The sequence below is a fragment of the Variovorax sp. UC74_104 genome (genome assembly GCF_044055375.1).
Lineage (GTDB): Bacteria > Pseudomonadota > Gammaproteobacteria > Burkholderiales > Burkholderiaceae_C > Variovorax.
The window spans coordinates 564,301-583,079 of the sequence record NZ_CP171978.1 but is presented as its reverse complement, the minus strand read 5'-3'; the positions used below and the strand labels follow the sequence as shown (position 1 = coordinate 583,079).

The 18,779-nt window shown below is 70.1% G+C and carries 19 protein-coding genes; 9 read left to right on the top strand and 10 right to left on the bottom strand.

The genetic code is table 11. From position 1 onward, the window contains the following. Positions 1–11 precede the first annotated feature (11 nt). From ACHMXA_RS02870 to ACHMXA_RS02855, 4 genes are read left to right on the top strand one after another with little or no spacing between them, the layout of a single operon-like run. Positions 12–1,115, top strand: a complete 1,104-nt coding sequence (locus ACHMXA_RS02870; RefSeq protein WP_395318307.1) for an NAD(P)/FAD-dependent oxidoreductase — start codon at positions 12–14, stop codon at positions 1,113–1,115. Beyond that, a complete protein-coding gene (locus tag ACHMXA_RS02865) occupies positions 1,112–1,360 on the top strand; it encodes a (2Fe-2S)-binding protein (RefSeq protein WP_395318305.1) in 249 nt (82 codons plus the stop codon). The genes ACHMXA_RS02870 and ACHMXA_RS02865 overlap by 4 nt, the downstream gene beginning before the upstream one ends. Then, complete coding sequence (locus tag ACHMXA_RS02860; RefSeq protein ID WP_395318303.1) at positions 1,357–2,658, top strand: FAD-dependent oxidoreductase; 1,302 nt, start codon at positions 1,357–1,359, stop codon at positions 2,656–2,658. The genes ACHMXA_RS02865 and ACHMXA_RS02860 overlap by 4 nt, the downstream gene beginning before the upstream one ends. Then, positions 2,655–3,395, top strand: a complete 741-nt coding sequence (locus ACHMXA_RS02855; protein WP_395318301.1) for a GntR family transcriptional regulator — start codon at positions 2,655–2,657, stop codon at positions 3,393–3,395. Before ACHMXA_RS02860 ends, ACHMXA_RS02855 begins: the two co-directional genes overlap by 4 nt. 35 nt (positions 3,396–3,430) lie before the next feature. On the opposite strand, the gene ACHMXA_RS02850 is transcribed toward ACHMXA_RS02855, so the two are convergent. Then, the gene (locus ACHMXA_RS02850) at positions 3,431–4,324 is read right to left on the bottom strand and encodes an EamA family transporter (protein WP_395318299.1); all 894 of its coding nucleotides are present in this window, start codon (positions 4,322–4,324) and stop codon (positions 3,431–3,433) included. Positions 4,325–4,405: 81 nt separating this feature from the next. Here ACHMXA_RS02850 and ACHMXA_RS02845 point away from each other — a divergent pair, with 81 nt between their 5' ends. Next, positions 4,406–5,293 carry a LysR family transcriptional regulator gene (locus tag ACHMXA_RS02845; RefSeq protein ID WP_395318297.1) on the top strand — a complete coding sequence of 296 codons (888 nt, stop codon included), beginning with the start codon at positions 4,406–4,408 and terminating at the stop codon, positions 5,291–5,293. A 13-nt stretch (positions 5,294–5,306) separates the two neighbouring features. Here the strand turns inward: ACHMXA_RS02845 and ACHMXA_RS02840 are convergent, their stop codons facing one another. Beyond that, positions 5,307–5,636: a hypothetical protein gene (locus ACHMXA_RS02840; RefSeq protein WP_395318295.1), complete on the bottom strand. Its 330-nt coding sequence runs from the start codon at positions 5,634–5,636 to the stop codon at positions 5,307–5,309. A gap of 105 nt (positions 5,637–5,741) precedes the next feature. Next, a complete protein-coding gene (locus ACHMXA_RS02835) occupies positions 5,742–5,912 on the bottom strand; it encodes a hypothetical protein (protein ID WP_164546861.1) in 171 nt (56 codons plus the stop codon). Positions 5,913–5,971: 59 nt separating this feature from the next. Here ACHMXA_RS02835 and ACHMXA_RS02830 point away from each other — a divergent pair, with 59 nt between their 5' ends. Continuing rightward, positions 5,972–7,408 carry an MATE family efflux transporter gene (locus ACHMXA_RS02830; protein WP_395318293.1) on the top strand — a complete coding sequence of 479 codons (1,437 nt, stop codon included), beginning with the start codon at positions 5,972–5,974 and terminating at the stop codon, positions 7,406–7,408. Here ACHMXA_RS02830 and dbpA read toward each other — a convergent pair. From dbpA to ACHMXA_RS02815, 3 genes are all read right to left on the bottom strand, one after another. Continuing rightward, positions 7,383–8,807 carry an ATP-dependent RNA helicase DbpA gene (gene dbpA / locus ACHMXA_RS02825; protein WP_395318291.1) on the bottom strand — a complete coding sequence of 475 codons (1,425 nt, stop codon included), beginning with the start codon at positions 8,805–8,807 and terminating at the stop codon, positions 7,383–7,385. The two genes, ACHMXA_RS02830 and dbpA, sit on opposite strands and share 26 nt — an antisense overlap. An 85-nt stretch (positions 8,808–8,892) precedes the next feature. Next, on the bottom strand, positions 8,893–9,174 hold the full coding sequence (infA, locus tag ACHMXA_RS02820; protein ID WP_176665307.1) for a translation initiation factor IF-1: 282 nt from the start codon (positions 9,172–9,174) through the stop codon (positions 8,893–8,895). Positions 9,175–9,532: 358 nt separating this feature from the next. Beyond that, positions 9,533–10,792 (bottom strand): MFS transporter, encoded by a 1,260-nt coding sequence (locus ACHMXA_RS02815; protein WP_395318289.1) that lies wholly within the window; start codon positions 10,790–10,792, stop codon positions 9,533–9,535. 87 nt (positions 10,793–10,879) lie between these two features. Between ACHMXA_RS02815 and ACHMXA_RS02810 the strand changes: the two genes are divergently transcribed. After that, entirely contained in the window at positions 10,880–12,340 is a 1,461-nt protein-coding gene (locus ACHMXA_RS02810) for a PLP-dependent aminotransferase family protein (RefSeq protein WP_395318287.1), read from the top strand. Positions 12,341–12,538: 198 nt separating this feature from the next. Here ACHMXA_RS02810 and ACHMXA_RS02805 read toward each other — a convergent pair whose 3' ends face one another. Beyond that, positions 12,539–13,381: an EamA family transporter gene (locus tag ACHMXA_RS02805; RefSeq protein WP_395318285.1), complete on the bottom strand. Its 843-nt coding sequence runs from the start codon at positions 13,379–13,381 to the stop codon at positions 12,539–12,541. A gap of 96 nt (positions 13,382–13,477) precedes the next feature. Between ACHMXA_RS02805 and ACHMXA_RS02800 the strand changes: the two genes are divergently transcribed. Next, the gene (locus ACHMXA_RS02800) at positions 13,478–14,368 is read left to right on the top strand and encodes a LysR family transcriptional regulator (RefSeq protein WP_395318283.1); all 891 of its coding nucleotides are present in this window, start codon (positions 13,478–13,480) and stop codon (positions 14,366–14,368) included. 37 nt (positions 14,369–14,405) lie between these two features. Here ACHMXA_RS02800 and ACHMXA_RS02795 read toward each other — a convergent pair whose 3' ends face one another. After that, positions 14,406–15,461: a sugar phosphate isomerase/epimerase family protein gene (locus tag ACHMXA_RS02795; protein ID WP_395318281.1), complete on the bottom strand. Its 1,056-nt coding sequence runs from the start codon at positions 15,459–15,461 to the stop codon at positions 14,406–14,408. Positions 15,462–15,601: 140 nt separating this feature from the next. Between ACHMXA_RS02795 and ACHMXA_RS02790 the strand changes: the two genes are divergently transcribed. Then, positions 15,602–16,489 carry a gamma-glutamyl-gamma-aminobutyrate hydrolase family protein gene (locus ACHMXA_RS02790; protein ID WP_395321211.1) on the top strand — a complete coding sequence of 296 codons (888 nt, stop codon included), beginning with the start codon at positions 15,602–15,604 and terminating at the stop codon, positions 16,487–16,489. A gap of 16 nt (positions 16,490–16,505) precedes the next feature. Here the strand turns inward: ACHMXA_RS02790 and ACHMXA_RS02785 are convergent, their stop codons facing one another. Beyond that, complete coding sequence (locus ACHMXA_RS02785) at positions 16,506–17,093, bottom strand: hypothetical protein (protein ID WP_395318279.1); 588 nt, start codon at positions 17,091–17,093, stop codon at positions 16,506–16,508. Between the two features lie 32 nt (positions 17,094–17,125). Continuing rightward, the gene (locus ACHMXA_RS02780) at positions 17,126–18,766 is read right to left on the bottom strand and encodes an acyl-CoA dehydrogenase family protein (RefSeq protein ID WP_395318277.1); all 1,641 of its coding nucleotides are present in this window, start codon (positions 18,764–18,766) and stop codon (positions 17,126–17,128) included. Between the last annotated feature and the right edge of the window lie 13 nt (positions 18,767–18,779).

The following is an 18,779-nucleotide window of genomic DNA, read 5'->3' as shown; positions in this document are numbered from 1 at the left end:
CGACGGGCGCAATGGACGCGGACGTCATCGTCATCGGCGCCGGCATCGTCGGCGCCGCGTGCGCGCATGCGCTCGCGGATGCGGGCGCGAAGGTGCTGGTGCTCGACGCGGGCATCGGCGGCGCCACCGGCGCGGGCATGGGCCACCTCGTGGTGATGGACGACAACCCGGCCGAGCTCGAACTGAGCCGCCGCTCTATCGCGCAATGGCGCGAACTAGCGCCGCGCATGGGCGAGGACTGCGCTTACAGCCCCTGCGGCACGCTGTGGATCGCCGCCAACGACGAGGAGATGGCCGAGGCCGAGCGCAAGCTGCAGCGGCTGCGCGCCGACGGCATCGACAGCCGTCTGCTCGACGCGCACCAGCTCGCGGCCGCCGAGCCCGCTCTGCGCAAGGGCCTCGCCGGCGCGCTCGAAGTGCCGGGCGACGGCATCCTCTACGCACCCAACGCGGCGCGCTGGCTGCTCGCGCAGCATGCGGCATCGATCCGCGTCGAGCAGGCGAAGGTCGATGCCATCGAGGAAACAGGCACGCTGCGCCTGGCCGACGGCAGCCGGCGCACCGCGCCGCGCGTGGTGCTCGCCAACGGCATCCAGGCGACCGCGCTGTGCCCCGAGCTGCCGATACGCCCGAAGAAGGGCCACCTGCTCATCACCGACCGCTATCCGGGCACGGTGCATCATCAGCTCGTCGAACTCGGCTATGTGACCAGCGCGCACCACAGCGAGGGCGACTCGGTCGCCTTCAACGTGCAGCCGCGTCCCACGGGGCAGCTGCTGATCGGCTCCTCGCGCCAGTTCGACACCACCGACGCGGCCGTGGAAGCGCCGATGCTCGCGCGCATGCTCCAGCGCGCGCTCGACTACCTGCCAGGGCTCGCGAACCTCAACGCCCTGCGCTCGTGGACCGGCATGCGCGCGGCCTCGCCCGACGGGCTTCCGCTTCTCGGCAAGCATCCGTGGCGCGAGAAGCTCTGGCTCGCCGTCGGGCACGAGGGCCTGGGCGTGACCACGGCGCCGGGCAGCGCACACCTGCTCGCCGCGCTGATGACCGGTGCGACGCCCGGTTTCGACGCGACGCCCTACGAGCCTCGCGGCCTGCGGGAGGCCGCATGAGTGCCCACACCCTGCTGAACATCGACGGCCGCCTGGTCCGCGTGAAGACCGGCAGCTCGGTCGCCGCCGCGCTGCGCGTGGCCGGCGGCACGGGCGTGGCGCGCATTTCCGTCGGCGGCCAGCCGCGCGCGCCTTTCTGCGGCATGGGCGTGTGCCAGGAATGCCGCGTGCTCGTCGACGGCCGGCGCAGGCTCGCCTGCCAGACCGTGTGCGCCGAGGGCATGCGCGTGGAGACATCGGAATGAGCGGCGTCGTGCCCGAGCGTTGCGACGTGCTGGTCGTCGGCGCCGGTCCGGCCGGCATGGCGGCGGCCGTGGCGACTGCGCGAAGCGGCGCATCGATCGTCGTGATCGACGACAACCCCGCGCCCGGCGGACAGATCTGGCGCGACGGCCCCGGCGCGAAGCTTCCGCCTGCCGCGCGCAAGTGGCGCGACGCACTCGAACGCCACGCCAACATCCGCGTGCGCAGCGGCACGCGCGTGGTCGCTGCGCCCTCGCCCGGCGAGCTGCTGCTCGAAGACGCCGATGGCGCCGTGCGCATGCGATGGGGCAAGCTGATCCTCTGCACCGGCGCGCGCGAACTGCTGCTGCCCTTTCCCGGTTGGACGCTGCCCGGCGTGACTGGCGCGGGCGGGCTGCAGGCGCTCATCAAGGCCGGCCTGCCGGTCGAGGGCGAGCGCATCGTCGTCGCGGGCAGCGGACCGCTGCTGCTCGCCGCCGCAGCCACCGCGCGTTCGGCGGGCGCCGAGGTGCTGCGCATCGCCGAGCAGGCTTCGTTCGCCTCGGTCGCGCGCTTCGGCGCCAGCCTTGCGCGCTGGCCGGGCAAGGCGGCGCAGGCCGTCGCGCTGGCCGACCCCTGCTATCGCACCTCGTCGCACGTCGTTTCGGCGGGTGGCGCCGTGCAGGTCGAGTCGGTGCGACTGCGTCAGGGCAACGGCAAGGAAGTGGAGATCGCCTGCGACCGCATCGCCTGCGGCTTCGGCCTGGTGCCGAACACGCAGCTCGGCCGCATGCTCGGCTGCGCGCTGGCTTCGGACGGCTTCAGCGCGCGCGGCCTGCAGGTCGATGCGCGGCAGGCCACCAGCGTGCCGGGCATCTACGCGGCGGGCGAGTGCACCGGTTTCGGCGGCAGCGAGCGCGCGCTGGCGCAGGGCAGCATCGCCGGCCATGCGGCGGTGGGCGACGAGCGCGCCGCCGCCGCGCACGAAGGCGAGCGCGCCCGCTGGGATGCCTTCGCCGCGCAGCTGCACCGCGGCTTCGCGCTGCATGCCGGCATCCGGGCGCTCCCTCGGCCCGACACGCTCGTGTGCCGCTGCGAGGACGTGCCCTTCTCCGCGCTGCAGGACTGCAGCGGCTGGACCGACGCCAAGCTGCACCGCCGCTGCGGCATGGGCGCCTGCCAGGGGCGCGTGTGCGGCGACGCCGCGCAGTTCCTCTTCGGGTGGACGCCGCCCGTGCCGCGCCCGCCGCTGTCGCCGGTGCGCATCGCGACGCTCGCGGGCCTCGGGGAAGTCGTCGGCGGCGCGGACGCCCGACAATGACGGCGCCGCCGCATCCGCAGAACGAGACCATGGCCTCCCCGAAGACAGCACCGAAGAAGAAAGAAGCAGAGACAGCCCCTGTGCCCGCCGCCCGCGCGCGGCCCAAGCGCCGTGCCGCCGACGAGGCCTACGACGCCATCGAGACGCTGCTGTCCACCATGCAGCTGCAGCCCGGCAGCCAGATCGTCGAGGCCGAACTCGCCGAGCGCACGGGGCTGGGCCGCACGCCGGTGCGCGAGGCGCTGATGCGCATGGTGTCCATCGGCCTCATCGTGCAGCAGCCGCGCCGCGGGCTGCTGGTGTCGACCATCGACCTCGCCGACCACCTCGACGTGATCCAGACGCGGCGCGTGCTCGAACTGCTGATCGCCGCCTGCTCGGCGCGCCGCGCCACCGCGCAGCAGCGCCAGGAGATCGTGCGCTGCGCCGAGATGATGGTCGAGGCCGCGGGCCGGGGCGACCTCAACGACTACATGCAGGCCGACCGCGCGCTCGACCTCGTCAACCACCGGGCGAGCCACAACGACTCGGCGGTGCGCGCGGTGATCCCGCCCATCGTCCAGTGCCGGCGCTTCTGGTACGCCTACCAGCACGAGGGCGAGATCGTCGAAGGCGCGAACGCGCACCTGCAGCTGGCGCGGGGCATCGCGACCGGCGACGAGGCTGCCGCCACTGCGGGCGCCAACCGGCTGATGGACTACCTCGAAGTCTTCGCGCGCAAGATCATCGACAACTAGGCCGAGGGCTTCGGTCGCTGCCTGGCCTTCCTTCATCAGCGCGCGCCCGCCGGCGCGGTGCGCACCTTCGGCGGCTGCGAGCCGCGCTGCGCATGCTGGCTCAGCCAGATGCTCGCGATCACGACGAGGATGCCCAGCACCTGCCACGCCGAGAGCGCCTGCCCCAGCAGCGCCCAGCCCAGGATCACCGCCGTCACCGGGCTCAGGAATGCCAGCGGCGCGATGGTCGAAGGCTCCAGCCGCGCCACGCCGCGGAACCACACGATGTAGGTCAGCGCGGCGCCCACCAGGCCCAGCCAGCCGAAGCCGATCCAGTTGTGCAGCGTGAGCGCGGGCAGCGGCGGCTCCAGCAGCAGCGCCACGGGCAGGAGCAGAAGGCCGCCCGCTGTGAGCTGCCACGCTGTGAAGGTCAGCGCCGATACCGGTGGCTGCCAGCGCCGGCTCAGCACCGTGCCGAAGGCCATCGACACCGCGGCGGCGATGGCGGCCGCGATGCCGAGCGCGTCGAGCGCCGCGTTCGGCGTCAGCACCAGCAGCGCCACCCCGCCAATGCCGACCATCGCCGCCACCACCGACAGCGCACGCACCGGCGAGCCCAGGAAGACGCTGGCCAGGAACACCACCATCAGCGGCTGCACCGAGGTGATGGTGGCTGCCACGCCGCCCGGCAGCCGGTAGGCCGCGAGGAACAGCATCGCCCACAGCACCGAGAAGTTCAGCGCCCCGAGCAGCAGGATGCGCCCCCACCACGCGCGCCCGGGCAGCTGCCGCACGATCGCCAGCAGCAGCAGGCCCGCGGGCAGCGCGCGCAGCAGCGCCACCGTCAGCGGGTAGTTCGCCGGCAGCAGCTCGGTCGTGACGATGTAGGTGCTGCCCCAGATGGCGGGCGCCGTGGCGGTCAGGAGGATGTCGGTGGTGCGGCTGGTCATGCCTCGAATCTAGTGAGTTGACCGTTGGTTGTGAATGTTCGAATAATGAATTGATTCTTTACCGTCAGTCGTCAATCAGGCATGGACCACCTCACCGCGCTCAAAGTCTTCCGCACCGCCGCCGCCACGGGCAGCTTCGCAGGCGCCGCGCGGCAGATGGGGCTCTCGCCCGCGGCGGTGAGCAAGAACATCGCCGAGCTGGAAGCGCACCTGAAGGTGCGGCTCATCAATCGCACCACGCGGCAGATGAGCCTGACGGAGGCCGGCGCCGCGTACCACGAGCGGCTCTCCCGCATCCTCGACGAGCTCGCCGAGGCCGATGCCGCACTCGCGCCCATGGGCAGCAGCCCCGGCGGCGTGCTGCGCGTGAGCGCGCCGCTGACCCTCGCGCTCACGCTGCTGTCGCCGGCCATTCCGGAGTTCATGGGCCGGCACCCCAACCTGCGGCTGGAGCTGAACCTGCAGGACGCGCGCGTCGACATCATCGGCGAGGGCTACGACCTGGCCATCCGCGGCAGCGACCGGCTGGAGGATTCGAGCCTCGTCGCGCGCGAGCTCATGACCATGGACCACGTGCTGTGCGCCGCCCCCGCCTACCTCGACGCTGCCGGCCGGCCGCAGCAGCCCGCCGACCTGAAGAGCCACGAGTGCGTGCAGTTCACGCTCTCCGGCCACGCCAACAAGTGGACCTTCACGCGCGCCGGCCGCAGCGTTGCGGTGCCCATCGACGGGCGCTACAAGGTCGGCTCCAGCATCGCCGTGCGCGACGCCCTGCTCGCGGGCTTCGGCCTGAGCCTGATCCCGCGTATCTACGTGGAGAAGGAGCTGGCCGCGGGCCGGCTCGAGGCGGTGCTGCAGGAGTGGGAGGCCGACCGCACGCCCGTGTACGCCGTGTACCCCTCGCGTCACCTCGCAGCCAAGACGCGCGCCTTCGTCGACTTTCTGGTGGAGCGCTTCGCGGCGCGCTGAGCGCCGGACGGACTCAGCCGGCTTCTGACCCGGGCTCGGGCAGTTCCGGATCTTCCCAGCCCAGCAACTCTGCGAGCCGCCGCACCACCCACGTGGCCTCGGTTGGCGAGACGCCCGATTCGGGCGCGGCCAGTCCGGCGTGGATGCGGCGCAGGATCTCGTTTTCGACCGGCACCTCGGTGTGGTGCTGGATCTGCGCATGGCCCACGAGATGGCTGGCGAGGTCCTCGCAGATCTCGTAGCGCTCGCGCACCACGCCGATGGGCTCGCTCAGGCGCTGGCGGGCGTCGGTGTAGACCGCGAAGAACGAGGGCGGGATGAGTATCTGGTTGTCGTCGGACATCGCGAGTCTCGGGGGAAGGCTCGGGGCGGTGCGCCCCAATGACAAAACGCGCCCGGGGCGCGTTCGTGGTGGCTCTTTCGGCGAGCCGGCTGGCCGAAGGCCGGATCAGCCGCCCTTCTTGGCGCGCTTGCCGGGGTTCTTCTTGCTGCGCGTGGCGGTGCCGCGTTCGAGGCTGACCTTCTGGCCGCCACCGGAGCGCGGCACGGTGTAGCCGGGCAGCGGCGTCGGCTTCGGGGTGGCAACGCGTTCGGCTTCGGTACGGAATGTCTTGGGCATGAAAAGCTCGGGTAAAAGTGATGTTCGAACCTGCAATTAGGCCACATCGGGAATTTCACATGCCAATAACCGCAACGGCGGGTGGTATCGGGCGCGCGCGCTTCGTTTCGGGCTCGCTGATGCGCCACGTCTGCGTGATGGCCGGCACGGGCGCCATCGGGCTGATCGCGGTGTTCGCGGTCGACCTCATCAACCTGTTCTACATCTCGCTGCTGGGCGAGAAGGAGATCGCCGCGGCGATCGGCTTCGCGGGCGTGGTGGGCTTCTTCCATGCGTCGCTGTGCATCGGGCTGACGATCGGCATCGCGGCGGTGGTGTCGCGCACCGTGGGCGCCGGCCGAGGCGACGACGCCCGCCGCATCGCCACGTCGAGCCTCGTGCTGATGACGGCGCTGGCCGTGGTGGCGGGCACGGGCACCGCGTTCTTCCTGCACCCGGCGCTGCACGCGCTCGGCGCCGAGGGCGAGACGGCGCGGCTCGCGCACCGCTACCTCTCGGTGACGGTGCACACGCTGCCGCTGCTGGGCATCGGCATGGCGACCTCGGCGCTGCTGCGCTCCATCGGCGATGCGCGCCGCGCGATGACGGTGACGCTCGGCGGCGCCTTCGTGACGGCGGCGCTCGACCCGATCCTGATCTTCGGCTTCGGCCTGGGGCTCGACGGCGCGGCCATCAGCGCGGTGGTCTCGCGCGTCGTGCTCGCGGCCGTCGGCCTGCACGGCGTGACCGTGCGGCACCGCATGCTCGGGCGCTTCGAGCCGCGCAGGCTCGCCGACGATGCGCGCGCGCTCGGCACGGTGGCGGCTCCGGCGGTGCTGACGAATCTCGCGACGCCGGTGGGCGCGGCCTTCGTCACGCATTCGGTCGCGCAGTTCGGGCCTTCGGCGGTGGCGGGCGCGGCCACCATCGACCGGCTGACGCCGGTGGCCTTCGGGCTGGTCTATGCGCTCAGCGGCGCGGTCGGGCCGATCCTCGCGCAGAACCTGGGCGCGGGGCAGTTCCGCCGCGTGCAGGAGGGGCTGCGCGACAGCCTTCTCTTCATGGTGGTGTCGGTGGCCGTGGCGTGGCTGGTGCTCGCGCTCGGGCAGGGCGTGATCATCCGGGCGTTCTCGGCCGACGGGCAGGCGGCGCAGCTGATCTCGCTCTTCTGCAGCTGGCTGGCCGCGAGCTTCTTCTTCGCGGGCGGGCTGTTCGTGGCGAACGCATCGTTCAACAACCTCGGGCACCCGCTGCTGTCGACCGCGTTCAACTGGGGGCGCGCCACGCTGGGCACGATTCCGTTCGCCTGGTGGGGCTCGCACTACGGCGCGGCCGGCGTGCTGATCGGCCAGGCCGTGGGCTCGTCGATCTTCGGGCTGCTGGCGGTGATGGTTGCGTTCCGGCTGGCCGCGAAGCTGGCGCGGCAGGAGGTTCCTGCCGGCACGGCCCCGGCGCTCGATGCGCCCGTGGCGCCGACCTCGCCGCAGGCGGCTACTGTTCCAGCAGCCGCACCTTGACCGACTTGCCCTTCACGCGGCCGGCGGAGAGCTTGCGCACCGCCTCGGCCGCGATCGCGCGGTCCACCGCCACGTAGGTCGAGAACTCGTTGACGTTGATCTTGCCGACCTGCTCCTTCGCATAGCCGCAGTCGCCGGTGAGCGCGCCCAGCACGTCGCCGGCGCGGATCTTCTCCTTGCGCCCGCCCACGATCTGCAGCGTGGCCATCGGCGGCTGCAGCGGCGCGCCCTTGCCCGGCGTGAGCTCGGCCAGCGGGTGCCATTCGGATTCGCGGCCCTGCAGCTGCTCGATCTTCCCGACGCTGCCCATCTCGTCCATGCTCGCCAGGTTCAGCGCCAGGCCTTCCGATGCGCCCTGCTGCCCCACGCGGCCGGTGCGGCCGACACGGTGGATGTGCACTTCGGGATCGGGCGTCACGTCGACGTTGATCACCGCTTCGAGCTGCGCGATGTCGAGCCCGCGCGCCGCCACGTCGGTGGCCACCAGCACCGAGCAGCTGCGGTTGGCGAACTGCACCAGCACCTGGTCGCGCTCGCGCTGCTCCAGCTCGCCGAAAAGCGCCAGCGCGCTGAAGCCCTGGGCACGCAGCACGTCGACGAGGTCGCGGCACTGCTGCTTGGTGTTGCAGAAGGCCAGCGTGCTGACGGGGCGGAAATGGTCGAGCAGCAGGCTCACGGCATGCAGCCGTTCGTTGTCGGCCACCTCGTACCAGCGCTGGCGGATCTTGCTGCCCTCGTGCTGCGACTGCACGGCGATCTGCTCGGGGTTCTTCATGAACTGCTGCGCGAGCTTGGCGATGCCTTCCGGGTACGTGGCCGAGAACAGCAGCGTCTGGCGGGCCGAAGGGCACTGGCGCGCCACCTTCACGATGTCGTCGAAGAAGCCCATGTCGAGCATGCGGTCGGCCTCGTCGAGCACCAGGGTGTTGAGCGCTTCCAGGTCCAGGTTCCCGCGCTCGAGGTGGTCCATGATGCGCCCCGGCGTGCCCACCACGATGTGCGCGCCGTGCTCCAGGCTGGCCACCTGCCCGCGCAGCGCGACGCCGCCGCAGAGCGTGACCACCTTGATGTTCTCCTCGGCGCGCGCGAGGCGGCGGATCTCGGTCGTGACCTGGTCGGCCAGCTCGCGCGTCGGGCACAGCACCAGCGCCTGCACCGCAAAGCGGCGTGGGTTCAGGTTGGAAAGCAGTGCCAGGGCGAAGGCGGCGGTCTTGCCGCTGCCGGTCTTGGCCTGGGCGATCAGGTCCTTGCCGAGCAGCGCCGGCGGCAGCGCTGCCGCCTGGATCGGCGTCATCTGCGTGTAGCCGAGCTGCGTGAGGTTGGCCAGCATCTGCGGCGAGAGCGCCAGCGCGGCGAAGCCGTTGTTGCCGTTGTCGGCCGTGGAGTCGGGGGTGGTCATGGTTCGGTGGCCGGCAGGACGCACGAATGACAAAGGCCTTGCGGCGCCCCTGGGGAGCGTCGCAAGGCCTTGTGTCGGTGGCGTATCAGCGGCGGGGTGCGTTGTTGTTGCCGGAGCCGCCGGAGTTCGTCGGCGGCGGGCCGCGACGTTCCAGGTGACGGAAGGTGATGCGGCCCTTGGTCAGGTCGTAGGGCGAGAGCTCGAGCGACACCTTGTCGCCGGCCAGGATGCGGATGTGGTGCTTGCGCATCTTGCCGCCGCTGTAGGCGATCAGCTGATGGCCGTTGTCCAGCGTGACGCGGTAGCGCGAGTCCGGCAGGACTTCGGTTACCGCGCCGTTCATTTCGATCAGTTCTTCCTTTGGCATCTGTGCTTACCTCTGAATCGTTCGTTCGATGTGTGTTGGAGATTGAATTGGTGTGATTGTTTCAGCCCGCGTACGGGAGCGCGAGACGGACGCGCGATTCGCTTCAACAGGAACGACGGCAGTGGTGGCCATCATGGGCGCCGGTCTGGCACTCCAACACACTGTGAATGCCGGCTTGCCGAGCGGGAGGCCGGAGAATCCGGAAAGCAGCGCAGCTTGCAGGCGGGATTGACGAAATTCTTCGCCGTGGTATCGAAACGAACCCGACATTATAGCTTGCGGGGCATGACAGTTGCTTGTCTTAAAACAACGCCGAAAAGAAAAAGGCCCCGAAGGGCCGTGGTGCAAACGCTTTTTGCTATCGAAAACATAGCTTTGACGAAGCGGCGCCGGACACGCGCGCCCGGCGTGCGGCGCGCAGCAGCAGCATCAGGCCGGCAAACTGGCAGGCCGCACCCACCCAGCCCACCGTGCCGACGCCGAACAGGTCGATCGCCACCCCGCCCAGCCCCGAACCCGCCGCGATGCCCAGGTAGATCGCCGAGGCGTTGAGCGACAGTGTCATCGGTGCGCGCTCCGGCGCCAGCCGGATCAGCCGCACCGCCTGCGCCGGCCCGAAACCCCAGCCCGCGAAGCCCCAGAGCGCCGACAGCCCCACGATCGCCGGCAGCGCCAGGCCGCGCGGCAGCATCTGCGCGGCGAACGACAGCCCGCCCAGGATCAGCACCAGCATCAGCGCGAAGCCCTGCGCCATGCGGTCGGCGCCGAAGCGGTCGGTGGCCCAGCCGCCGGCCGCGGTGCCGATCGCCGCCGCCACGCCGATGGCGAAGAACACCGCGCCCGTGCCTTCAGCGCCGAAACCCAGCGTGTGCGAGAAAAAAAGCGCGATGTAGGTGTAGAAGCTGAAGCCGCCCGTGGCCCACAGCAGGCTGACCAGCAGCCCCGGCAGCACACCCGGTTCGCGCGCCACGGCGAAGGCCGGTGCGCGCTTTTGCTCGACAGGCGCCTGCGACAGCTCGCGCGGCAGCCCCAGCGCAAGGCCCCAGGTGGCGAGCGCCGCCACGGCCGCGATCAGCAGGTAGGCCGTGCGCCAGCCGCCCCAGCCTGCGATCCACGCGCCCAGCGGCACGCCGAGCGCCACCGCCACCGTGCCGCCGCCGGTCACGATCGCCAGCGCCCGGCCCCGTAGCGCGGGCGACACCATCACCGCCGCCACGGCGCTCGCCGTCGGCAGGAACACGCCGGCCACCAGCCCCAGCGCGACGCGCGCCAGCGCCAGCTGCATGAAGCCGTGCGCCATCGACGCGGCCAGTGTCAGCCCCGAGAAGGCCGCGAGGCTCACCACCAGCAGCCGTCGGCGCCCGAAGCGCGCCAGCAGCGCCGCCATGAGCGGCGAGCCCATCGCATAGCTCAGCGCGAACAGCAGCACCAGCTGCCCGGCGTGCGCGGGGCCGATCCGCAGGTCGGCCGCGAGCACCGGCAGCAGGCCCGCGACCATGAAGCTCTCGGTGCCGATGGCGAAGGCGCCCAGTGCGAGCCAGCCCAGGCTCAGCGGCAGGCGCCCGGCCGGCTGCGGCGAGGATGAAGGGGCGGAAGAGGAAAGAGCCGTGTTGTTCATGACGATGGACTCCGTGGCGAGTGTGTTCAGTGCCTCCAGAATAGGTTTGCAACTGGCTCTTCAAAAGAACCACAATCGGCAAAGTTCATGGAGCCACTTTTCGAACTCGCCATCCGCCTGCCGCCCGCCGGTTCGCGCGACCTGCTGCGCGAGCTGCACCGCCAGCTGCGCGCAGCCATCCTCGACGGCCGGCTGCAGCCCGGCGCGCGCCTGCCCGCCACGCGGGCGCTGGCGCAGCGGCTGGGCGTGTCGCGCAACACCATGCTGGCGGCCTACGACCTGCTGCTGGGCGAGGGCTACCTGCTCGCGCGGCCCGGCGCCGGCACCTACGTGGCCGACACGCTGCCGGTGTCCCGGCGGCGCGCTGCTCCCAAAAGAGCCCTGGCTGCCGGCCGCGACCCTCGCCTCGTGCCCGCGAGCGTCCCCGGCGCCGACCTCGCCCCCACCCTGCAGCCGCAGCCCGCGCGCGACGACTTCCGCGTCGGCCTGCCCGACGTGAGCCTCTTTCCCTTCGACATCTGGCGCCGCCTGAGCGACCGCGCCCTGCGCCGCATCGCGCATCAGACGGCCGACTACGCCGACCCGCAGGGCCAGCCCGCGCTGCGCGAGGCGATCGCCGGGCATGTGTCGTTCACCCGCGCGGTCGGCTGCACCGCCGACGACATCGTGGTCACGGCCGGCGCCCAGCAGGCCTTCGGGCTGCTCGCGCGCATCCTGGTCGTGCCGGGGCGCACGGTGGTCGCGGTGGAGCAGCTTTTCTATCCATCGCTGCGCGAGGCCATGCTGGCGGCGGGCGCGAGGGTGGTGACGGTGCCCACCGACGCCGAGGGCCTGTGCGTGGACAGAATCCCGTCCGAGGCGCGCGTGGTCTGCGTGACGCCCTCGCACCAGTTCCCGACCGGCGTCGCGATGTCGCCGCAGCGCCGCGCCGCGCTGCTGGCCCTCGCGCGCGAGCGCAACGCGGTGATCGTCGAGGACGACTACGACAGCGAATTCCGCTTCGCCGGCCGCCCGCTCGACGCGCTGCAGACGCTGGACCGCGCCGAGTCGGTCTTCTACGTCGGCACCTTCTCGAAGAGCCTCTTTCCCGCGCTGCGCCTGGGCTTCGTGGTCGCGCCGCCCTGGGCCCGCGCGGCGCTGGTGCGATCGCGCGAGCTGGCCGACTGGCACGGCCCCGTGCTCGGGCAAGACGCGCTCGCGGCCTTCATCGCCGAAGGCCACCTCGCGCGCCACATCCGCAAGATGCGCAAGCTCTACGGCGCGCGGCGCACCGCCCTGCTCGACGCGCTGGCGCGCCACGGCGCGGGCCGGCTGGAAGTGATTCCCTCCAGCGCGGGCCTGCACCTGTCGGCGTGGCTGCATGGCGGCACGCGCGCCGATGCGGTGGTCGAGCGCGCCGCGGCGGCCGGCATCACGCTGCCGCCGCTGTCGCGCTTCGCGCTCGATCCGCTGGCGGCCGGCACGCCCAACGGCCTGGCCTTCGGCTACGGGCTGATCGGCGAGGCGCAGATCGACGGGGCGATCGGGCGGCTGGCCGGGCTGCTGTAGCGCGAGGGCCCGATACACCGCTGCAGGCCGGCGAACTTGGTGGTCGACAGTACCGTTGTCGCTCCCATAGTTCTTCAGCGCTGCGCATCGCTCAGCTGAAAGTCTGGATCGCCTCGTGGATCAGTCTGCGCACCGCAGCCGCTGCACGCGCCTCCAACGGAGGCTGCACTTCAACCTTGCCAAGTAAGGCCGTGCAGGCTATTGACCGAGCTTCACCAGCAAAATGCCCGCGAAGACCAGCGCTGAGCACGCAATGCGATGCAGCCCCAGCCGTTCCTTGAGCAGATAGGTGGAAATCAGTGCGACGAACAGCACGCTGCTCTCGCGCAAGGCGGACACGAGTCCCATCGGCGCTTGCGCAAGCGCCCATACCGCGATCCAGTACGCCCCTATCTGCAGGGTTCCCGCAACAGCGCTCAACGAAAGCGTGCGCCGGTCAACGCGGAAGGCGGCCTGCCCTTTCCAGCACAGGACCACGAGCGCCGTGGCCAGGCCGTCGCCGATGGTCAGGAGGACCGCAAAACCCAGCGCAGACTCCGATCCGCGCGCGCCCAGGCCATCCACGACTGTGTAGGACGCGATCAGCAGGCTGGTCGCCAAGGCGTAGGTCGTTCCTCGATGGCCGATTCCTTGGGCGCGGTGCTGAAAGGCGAAAGCCAGCACACCCATGCTGAGGCAGAGGATGCCGACGACCCCGATGGGCGGTGGAAGCTCTCCGAGCGCCATCGCGGCCGCCAGGGTCACGAGCACGGGGGCGCCGCCGCGCGCGATCGGATAGACATGCCCCAGGTCACCGTGCTTGTAGGCCAGGGGCAGCACGAAGTGGTAGACCGTGTGAATACAGATCGAGAGCGCCAGCAGCCACCATTCCGTGGAAGCATGCAGGCCGATGAAAGGCAGCGCGCATAAAGAGATGACACTGCCGAACAGCGTCGTCATCGCCATCACCGCGACCTTGTCGCCCCCCATCTTGATCGCGCTGTTCCAGGCCGCGTTCATCAGCGCGGCCAGCAGAATCGCCAGAAACACATCAGTGCTCACGCCGCCCCCCGTTCCTCTTCTCCATGCGGTAGTGTCAATTTCGGGCGATTGCTTTGTAAAGTTGAATTTCCTATCGCCTAGTCACAGAAAAACTGAATGAGAAATCTCAATCTGGATCAGGTCCAGACCCTCGTGGCCATCGCGGATCTCGGGACGCTGGCCGCGGCGGCACAGGCGTTGCACCTGGCGCCTCCGACGATCAGCCTCCACATTCGGGAGCTGGAGTCGAGGCTGGGCGCTTCACTGATCGAGCGCGGGCGAAGGCAGTTACGTCTGACTCCCGCAGGGATGGCGCTGGTGGAGGGGGGCCGCAAGCTGCTCGCCAGCGCAGACGAACTGAGTGACCTCGTTCGTCGGAAGTCGGAAGGCCGCGAAGCTGTCGTTCGCATCGGCTCATCGGCCGGTGTCAGCGCTCATCTTTTGCCTGCGCTACTGGCGCGCCTGGCCATGCGCAGTCCGGGCGTCGACATCACGGTGGAGATCCTGAGCTCTGTCGAGGCCATCGCGCGGCTGCAGGCGGGCACTTTGGATGTCGGCATCATCGCGATGCCCCAGGCCCCTTGCGCGGGCGTGAAGATCACGCCGTGGCGCCACGACCCCATGGTGGCCATCGTGCCTTGCAGCTGGAAATCTCCCAAGCTCATCACGCCGCAGTGGCTCGCCGAGCGCCCATGGATTTCTTTCGACCCGGCCACGCAGATGTACCGGCTCATTGCCACATGGTTCGGCCAGGCCGGATTGAGCCCTCGGGCGCGCATGCACCTGAATTACCCTGAGGCCATCAAGAGTCTGGTCGAAGCAGGGCACGCGGCCGCCATTCTTCCTCTGGAGCCGCATGCCAGGAGCGACAAACGCAGCGAATACGTGACGCGGCACCTGCAGCCGCAACTCACCCGCCCCCTCGGTCTGGCCCATCGGGCAACCAAAAATCAGGACAACGCGGTGCAAAACGTCCTGCTGGCGCTGGGAGAGTTTGCGGATGGCTGATGGTCGCCCATCCAGGCAGGGCGACCATGCTTGATGCCTAGCCGATCCCCAGCATCCTCTTGTTCGCCGCCACGTCCACCCCGCCCGCCGCGAAGTCGTCGAACGCCCGGTCGGCCACGCGGATGATGTGGTCGGCGATGAACTTCGCGCCCTCGCGCGCGCCGTCTTCGGGGTGCTTGATGCAGCACTCCCACTCCAGCACCGCCCAGCCAGGGAAGTCGTACTGCGCCATCTTCGAGAAGATGGCCTTGAAGTCCACCTGCCCGTCGCCCAGCGAGCGGAAGCGCCCCGCCCGGTTGATCCAGCTCTGGAAGCCGCCGTACACGCCCTGCTTGCCGGTCGGGTTGAACTCGGCGTCCTTGACGTGGAAGATCTTGATGCGCTCGTGGTAGTGGTCGATGTAGGCCAGGTAGTCGAGCTGCTGCAGCATGAAGTGGCTCGGGTCGTACAGCAGGCAGGCGCGCGGGTGGTTGTTCACGCGCTCCAGGAACATCTCGTAGCTCACGCCGTCGTGCAGGTCCTCGCCGGGGTGGATCTCGTAGCTCACGTCGACGCCGGCGGCGTCGAAGGCGTCCAGGATGGGCCGCCAGCGGCGCGCGAGTTCGTCGAAGGCTTCCTCGATCAGTCCCGGCGGGCGCGGCGGCCATGAGTAGAGATACGGCCAGGCCAGCGCGCCCGAAAACGTTGCGTGCGCCGTGAGCCCGAGGTTGGCCGAGGCCCTGGCCGCGAAGTGCATCTGCTCGACGGCCCACTTCTGGCGCCGCACCGGGTCGCCGCGCACTTCGGGCGCCGCGAAGCCGTCGAAGCCCGCGTCGTAGGCCGGGTGCACCGCCACCAGCTGGCCCTGCAGGTGGGTCGAGAGCTCCGTGATCTGCAGGCCGTGGCTCGCCAGCGTGCCCTTCACTTCCTCGCAGTAGGTCTTGCTCTCGGCGGCCTTCTTCAGGTCGAAGAGGCGGGCGTCCCAGCTGGGAATCTGCACGCCCTTGTAGCCCAGGCCGGCGGCCCAGCCGGCGATGCCGTCTAGCGTGTCGAAGGGGGCGGTGTCTCCCGCGAACTGGGCCAGGAATATGGCTGGGCCCTTGATGGTTTTCATCGGCTTGTCTTCCTTGTACGTTGGGGCAGCGTTGAAAGCATACTTGGCGTGTCGTCCGACCCCGTGCGAGAGGCCAACGAGCCAAAATGGACTTTCCTTTCCGCATCATCCGTCCGGTTGCCACCGACGACAGTCCAGCGATGACACAACCTGTTTCCGCCAGGCTCAAGATCGGCCTGTCCGCCTGCTTCTCGCATGCCGACCCGGCCCGCTCGCTCTTCACCAACAAGACCCTGCAGTACGTCGAACAGTCGATCGCGCACTGGCTCATGTCCGCCGGCGCCATGGTCGTGATGGTGCCCTGCCCCACCGGCGAGACCGCGCGCGGCGACACCAAGCTGTCGCACTACGCCGAGTGGCTCGACGGCGTGGTGATGCACGGCGGCGCCGACGTCTGGCCCGGCAGCTACGGCGAGGTGCCGCTGAAGGACGCCTGGATCGGCGACCGCATCCGCGACCTCTACGACCTCGCGCTGGTCGAGGCCTTCGAGCAGGCCGGCAAGCCCATCTTCGGCGTGTGCCGGGGGCTGCAGCTCATCAACGTGGCCTTCGGCGGCACGCTCTACCAGGACATCGAGGAGCAGCACGGCCACCCCCAGACGCTGAAGCACCGCGACCCGGTGACCTACGACCAGAACTTCCACGAGATCGAGATCGTGCAAGGCACGCGGCTGTCGAAGCTCTACCCCGAGGTGCGCACCGCGCGCGTCAACAGCATCCACCACCAGGGCATCAAGGGCCTCGCGCCGGGCTTCGAGATCGAGGCCTGGAGCCTGCCCGACCGCGTGCCCGAGGCCATCCGCCGCCGCCCAGAGAAGGGCCGCAGCTACATCTCGGCGACCCAGTGGCACCCCGAGTTCCACAAGTACGGCAGCACCGAGACGGTGGACGACACGCCCATCCTGCACGACTTCCTGTGGGCCTGCGCCACCGCCAAGGTCGCGCCCAAGACCACGCCGCGCTCCGGCCCAGGCAAGATCCGCGACCGCGCCGCGCGGGTGCTGCGGCAGGCGCTGCTGCGGCGCTGAAGAGGAAATCGGCGGGCTACTCGGTCCGGCTGACGAAGGTGGCCGCCGGCATGTTCGTCCGCCAGAAAGCCTCGTCGCGAACGGGAGCGCCCCAGGCTTCCAGATAGTCGAGCACCAGCTCTCGCGTCAGGCGGTCCCTGATGAGCCTCGATGCATAGCGCTCGGTCCGTTCGAAGCCGAGCGGGCTGCCTTCCTGGAAGAAGTCCCAGCGATCGTCCTTCATCGCGCGCACCATGCGCCTCGGCTTGCCGTCCGCATCGACCTCGAACGAGTTGATCGGCTCCTGCGCCTGCGGCGAGGTGCTTCGCACCTCGGCGACATCGAACAGGAAACGGGTGCAGTACGAGCGGAAGAAGTAGTCGCTCGACGCGGCGTGCGGCATGAACGCCGTGAGATGGGGCGCCGCTTCCGGCACCCAGAGCAGCATGGTCGAGCCTTCGCCGCTGTACGACTGGGATGGAAAGACGAAGGGCGTGGCTGCCACCTTCACCTTCATGGGCGGATGGTCGTCGAAGGCGCGTGCCACCTCGCTCAAGGGTGCGCGAACGACGACGAGGTTGAAATACGCCCGCTCCAGAAGTCCAGGTCTTGCCGCAATGGTCATGGGCGCGATTCTCGGCGGCTGGAGCCGGCGTCTCAACGCCACGCGGCGCGCAGCAGCGCTGCCGGATCGGAAGTGCCGGCACTGATGCCCGTCACCGGCCCCCAGTCGGGATCGAAGCGGCTCGACAGGAACGCGGCCGACTCTTCCGCGCTCGCATGCTCCAGCATCAGGCAGGCCTGCACGGCCAGCACCAGGCGCTGTGTGAAGCGGCGGGCCTGCGGCTCCAGCTCCTGCGGCGGCAGCTGCGTCATGCGGCGCACGGACTGCAGCGCGTCCAGCACGCGGGGCTCGCCGGTGGCGACTTCCTGCAGCTGGTCGAGCACGAGGTGCACGTCGTCGGGGTTGCGCGAGACGGCGCGCAGCACGTCGAGGCACATCACGTTGCCCGAGCCTTCCCAGATGGAGTTGACGGGCGCCTCGCGGAACAGCCGGCCCATCGGGCTCTCCTCGACGTAGCCGTTGCCGCCGAACACCTCCATCGCCTCGCCGGTGAAGGCCACCGCGCGCTTGCAGTTCCAGAACTTGGCCGCGGGCGTGAGCAGGCGGCGCCAGGCCGTGTCCAGCGGTGCCGCCGAGCCGAAGCGCGAGGCCAGCCCCATCGCCAGCAGCGTGGCGGCCTGCGATTCGAGCGCCATGTCGGCCAGCAGCGCGGTCATCACCGGCTGGTCGGCCAGCGCCTTGCCGAAGGCGTGGCGGTTGCGCGCGTAGTGCAGCGCCTGCGCGAAGCCCTGGCGCATGAAGCCGGCGCTGGCCAGCGCGCAGTCCAGCCGCGTCACGGTCGCCATTTCGATGATGGTCGGGATGCCCCGACCCTCCTCGCCCACGAGCACGCCCCAGGCGTCCTTGAACTCGACCTCGCTGCTCGAGTTGGAGCGGTTGCCGACCTTGTCCTTCAGCCGCTGGATGTGCACTGCGTTCCTGCTTCCGTCGGGCCGCCAGCGCGGCACGAAGAAGCACGAGGAGCCATGCTCGTCGGTCTTGGCCAGCACCAGGTGGCCGTCGCACATCGGCGCGGAGAAGAACCACTTGTGGCCGGTGATGAGGAACTCCTCGCCCCACGGGCCACTTCCAGCTGGCATAGCGCGCGTGGTGTTGGTGCGCACGTCGCTGCCGCCCTGCTTCTCGGTCATGCCCATGCCGACGGTGATCGAGGTCTTGCCCTCCAGCGGGATGTCGCGCGCATCGTGTTCGTTCGACGCGAGCTTGTCGCGCAGCGCGGCATACAGCGCCGCGTTGCGCCGCACGACCGGGATGCAGGCCTTGGTCATGGTGGTCGGGCAGGTCGAGCCCGACTCGATCTGGCTGTGCATGTACAGCGACGCGCCGTAGCCCACCCAGGCCGAAGGCCGCTCGTCGAAGAACGGCAGGTTGGCGATGCCGTTGCGCCGGGCGACGGCCATCATCGTGTGCCAGGCGGGGTGGAAGGCCACCTGGTCGATGCGCTCGCCGGTACGCGAATGGGTGTGCAGCTCGGGCTCGTGGCGGTTGGCGTCTTCAGCCGCGCGCAGCGTGGCCTCGGCGCCGTACTCCGCGCCCTGGCGCACCAGCTCTTCGTCGCGCCAGGCCGCGCCGCCGCGCGCCACCGCGCCGCGCAGCGTGGGGTCGCTGGTGTAGACGTTGTAGTCCTTGAGTTCGGGGACCTGGTTGTCGGGGTGGATGCCGGTGGTGGTCATGCGTGTGTCTCCT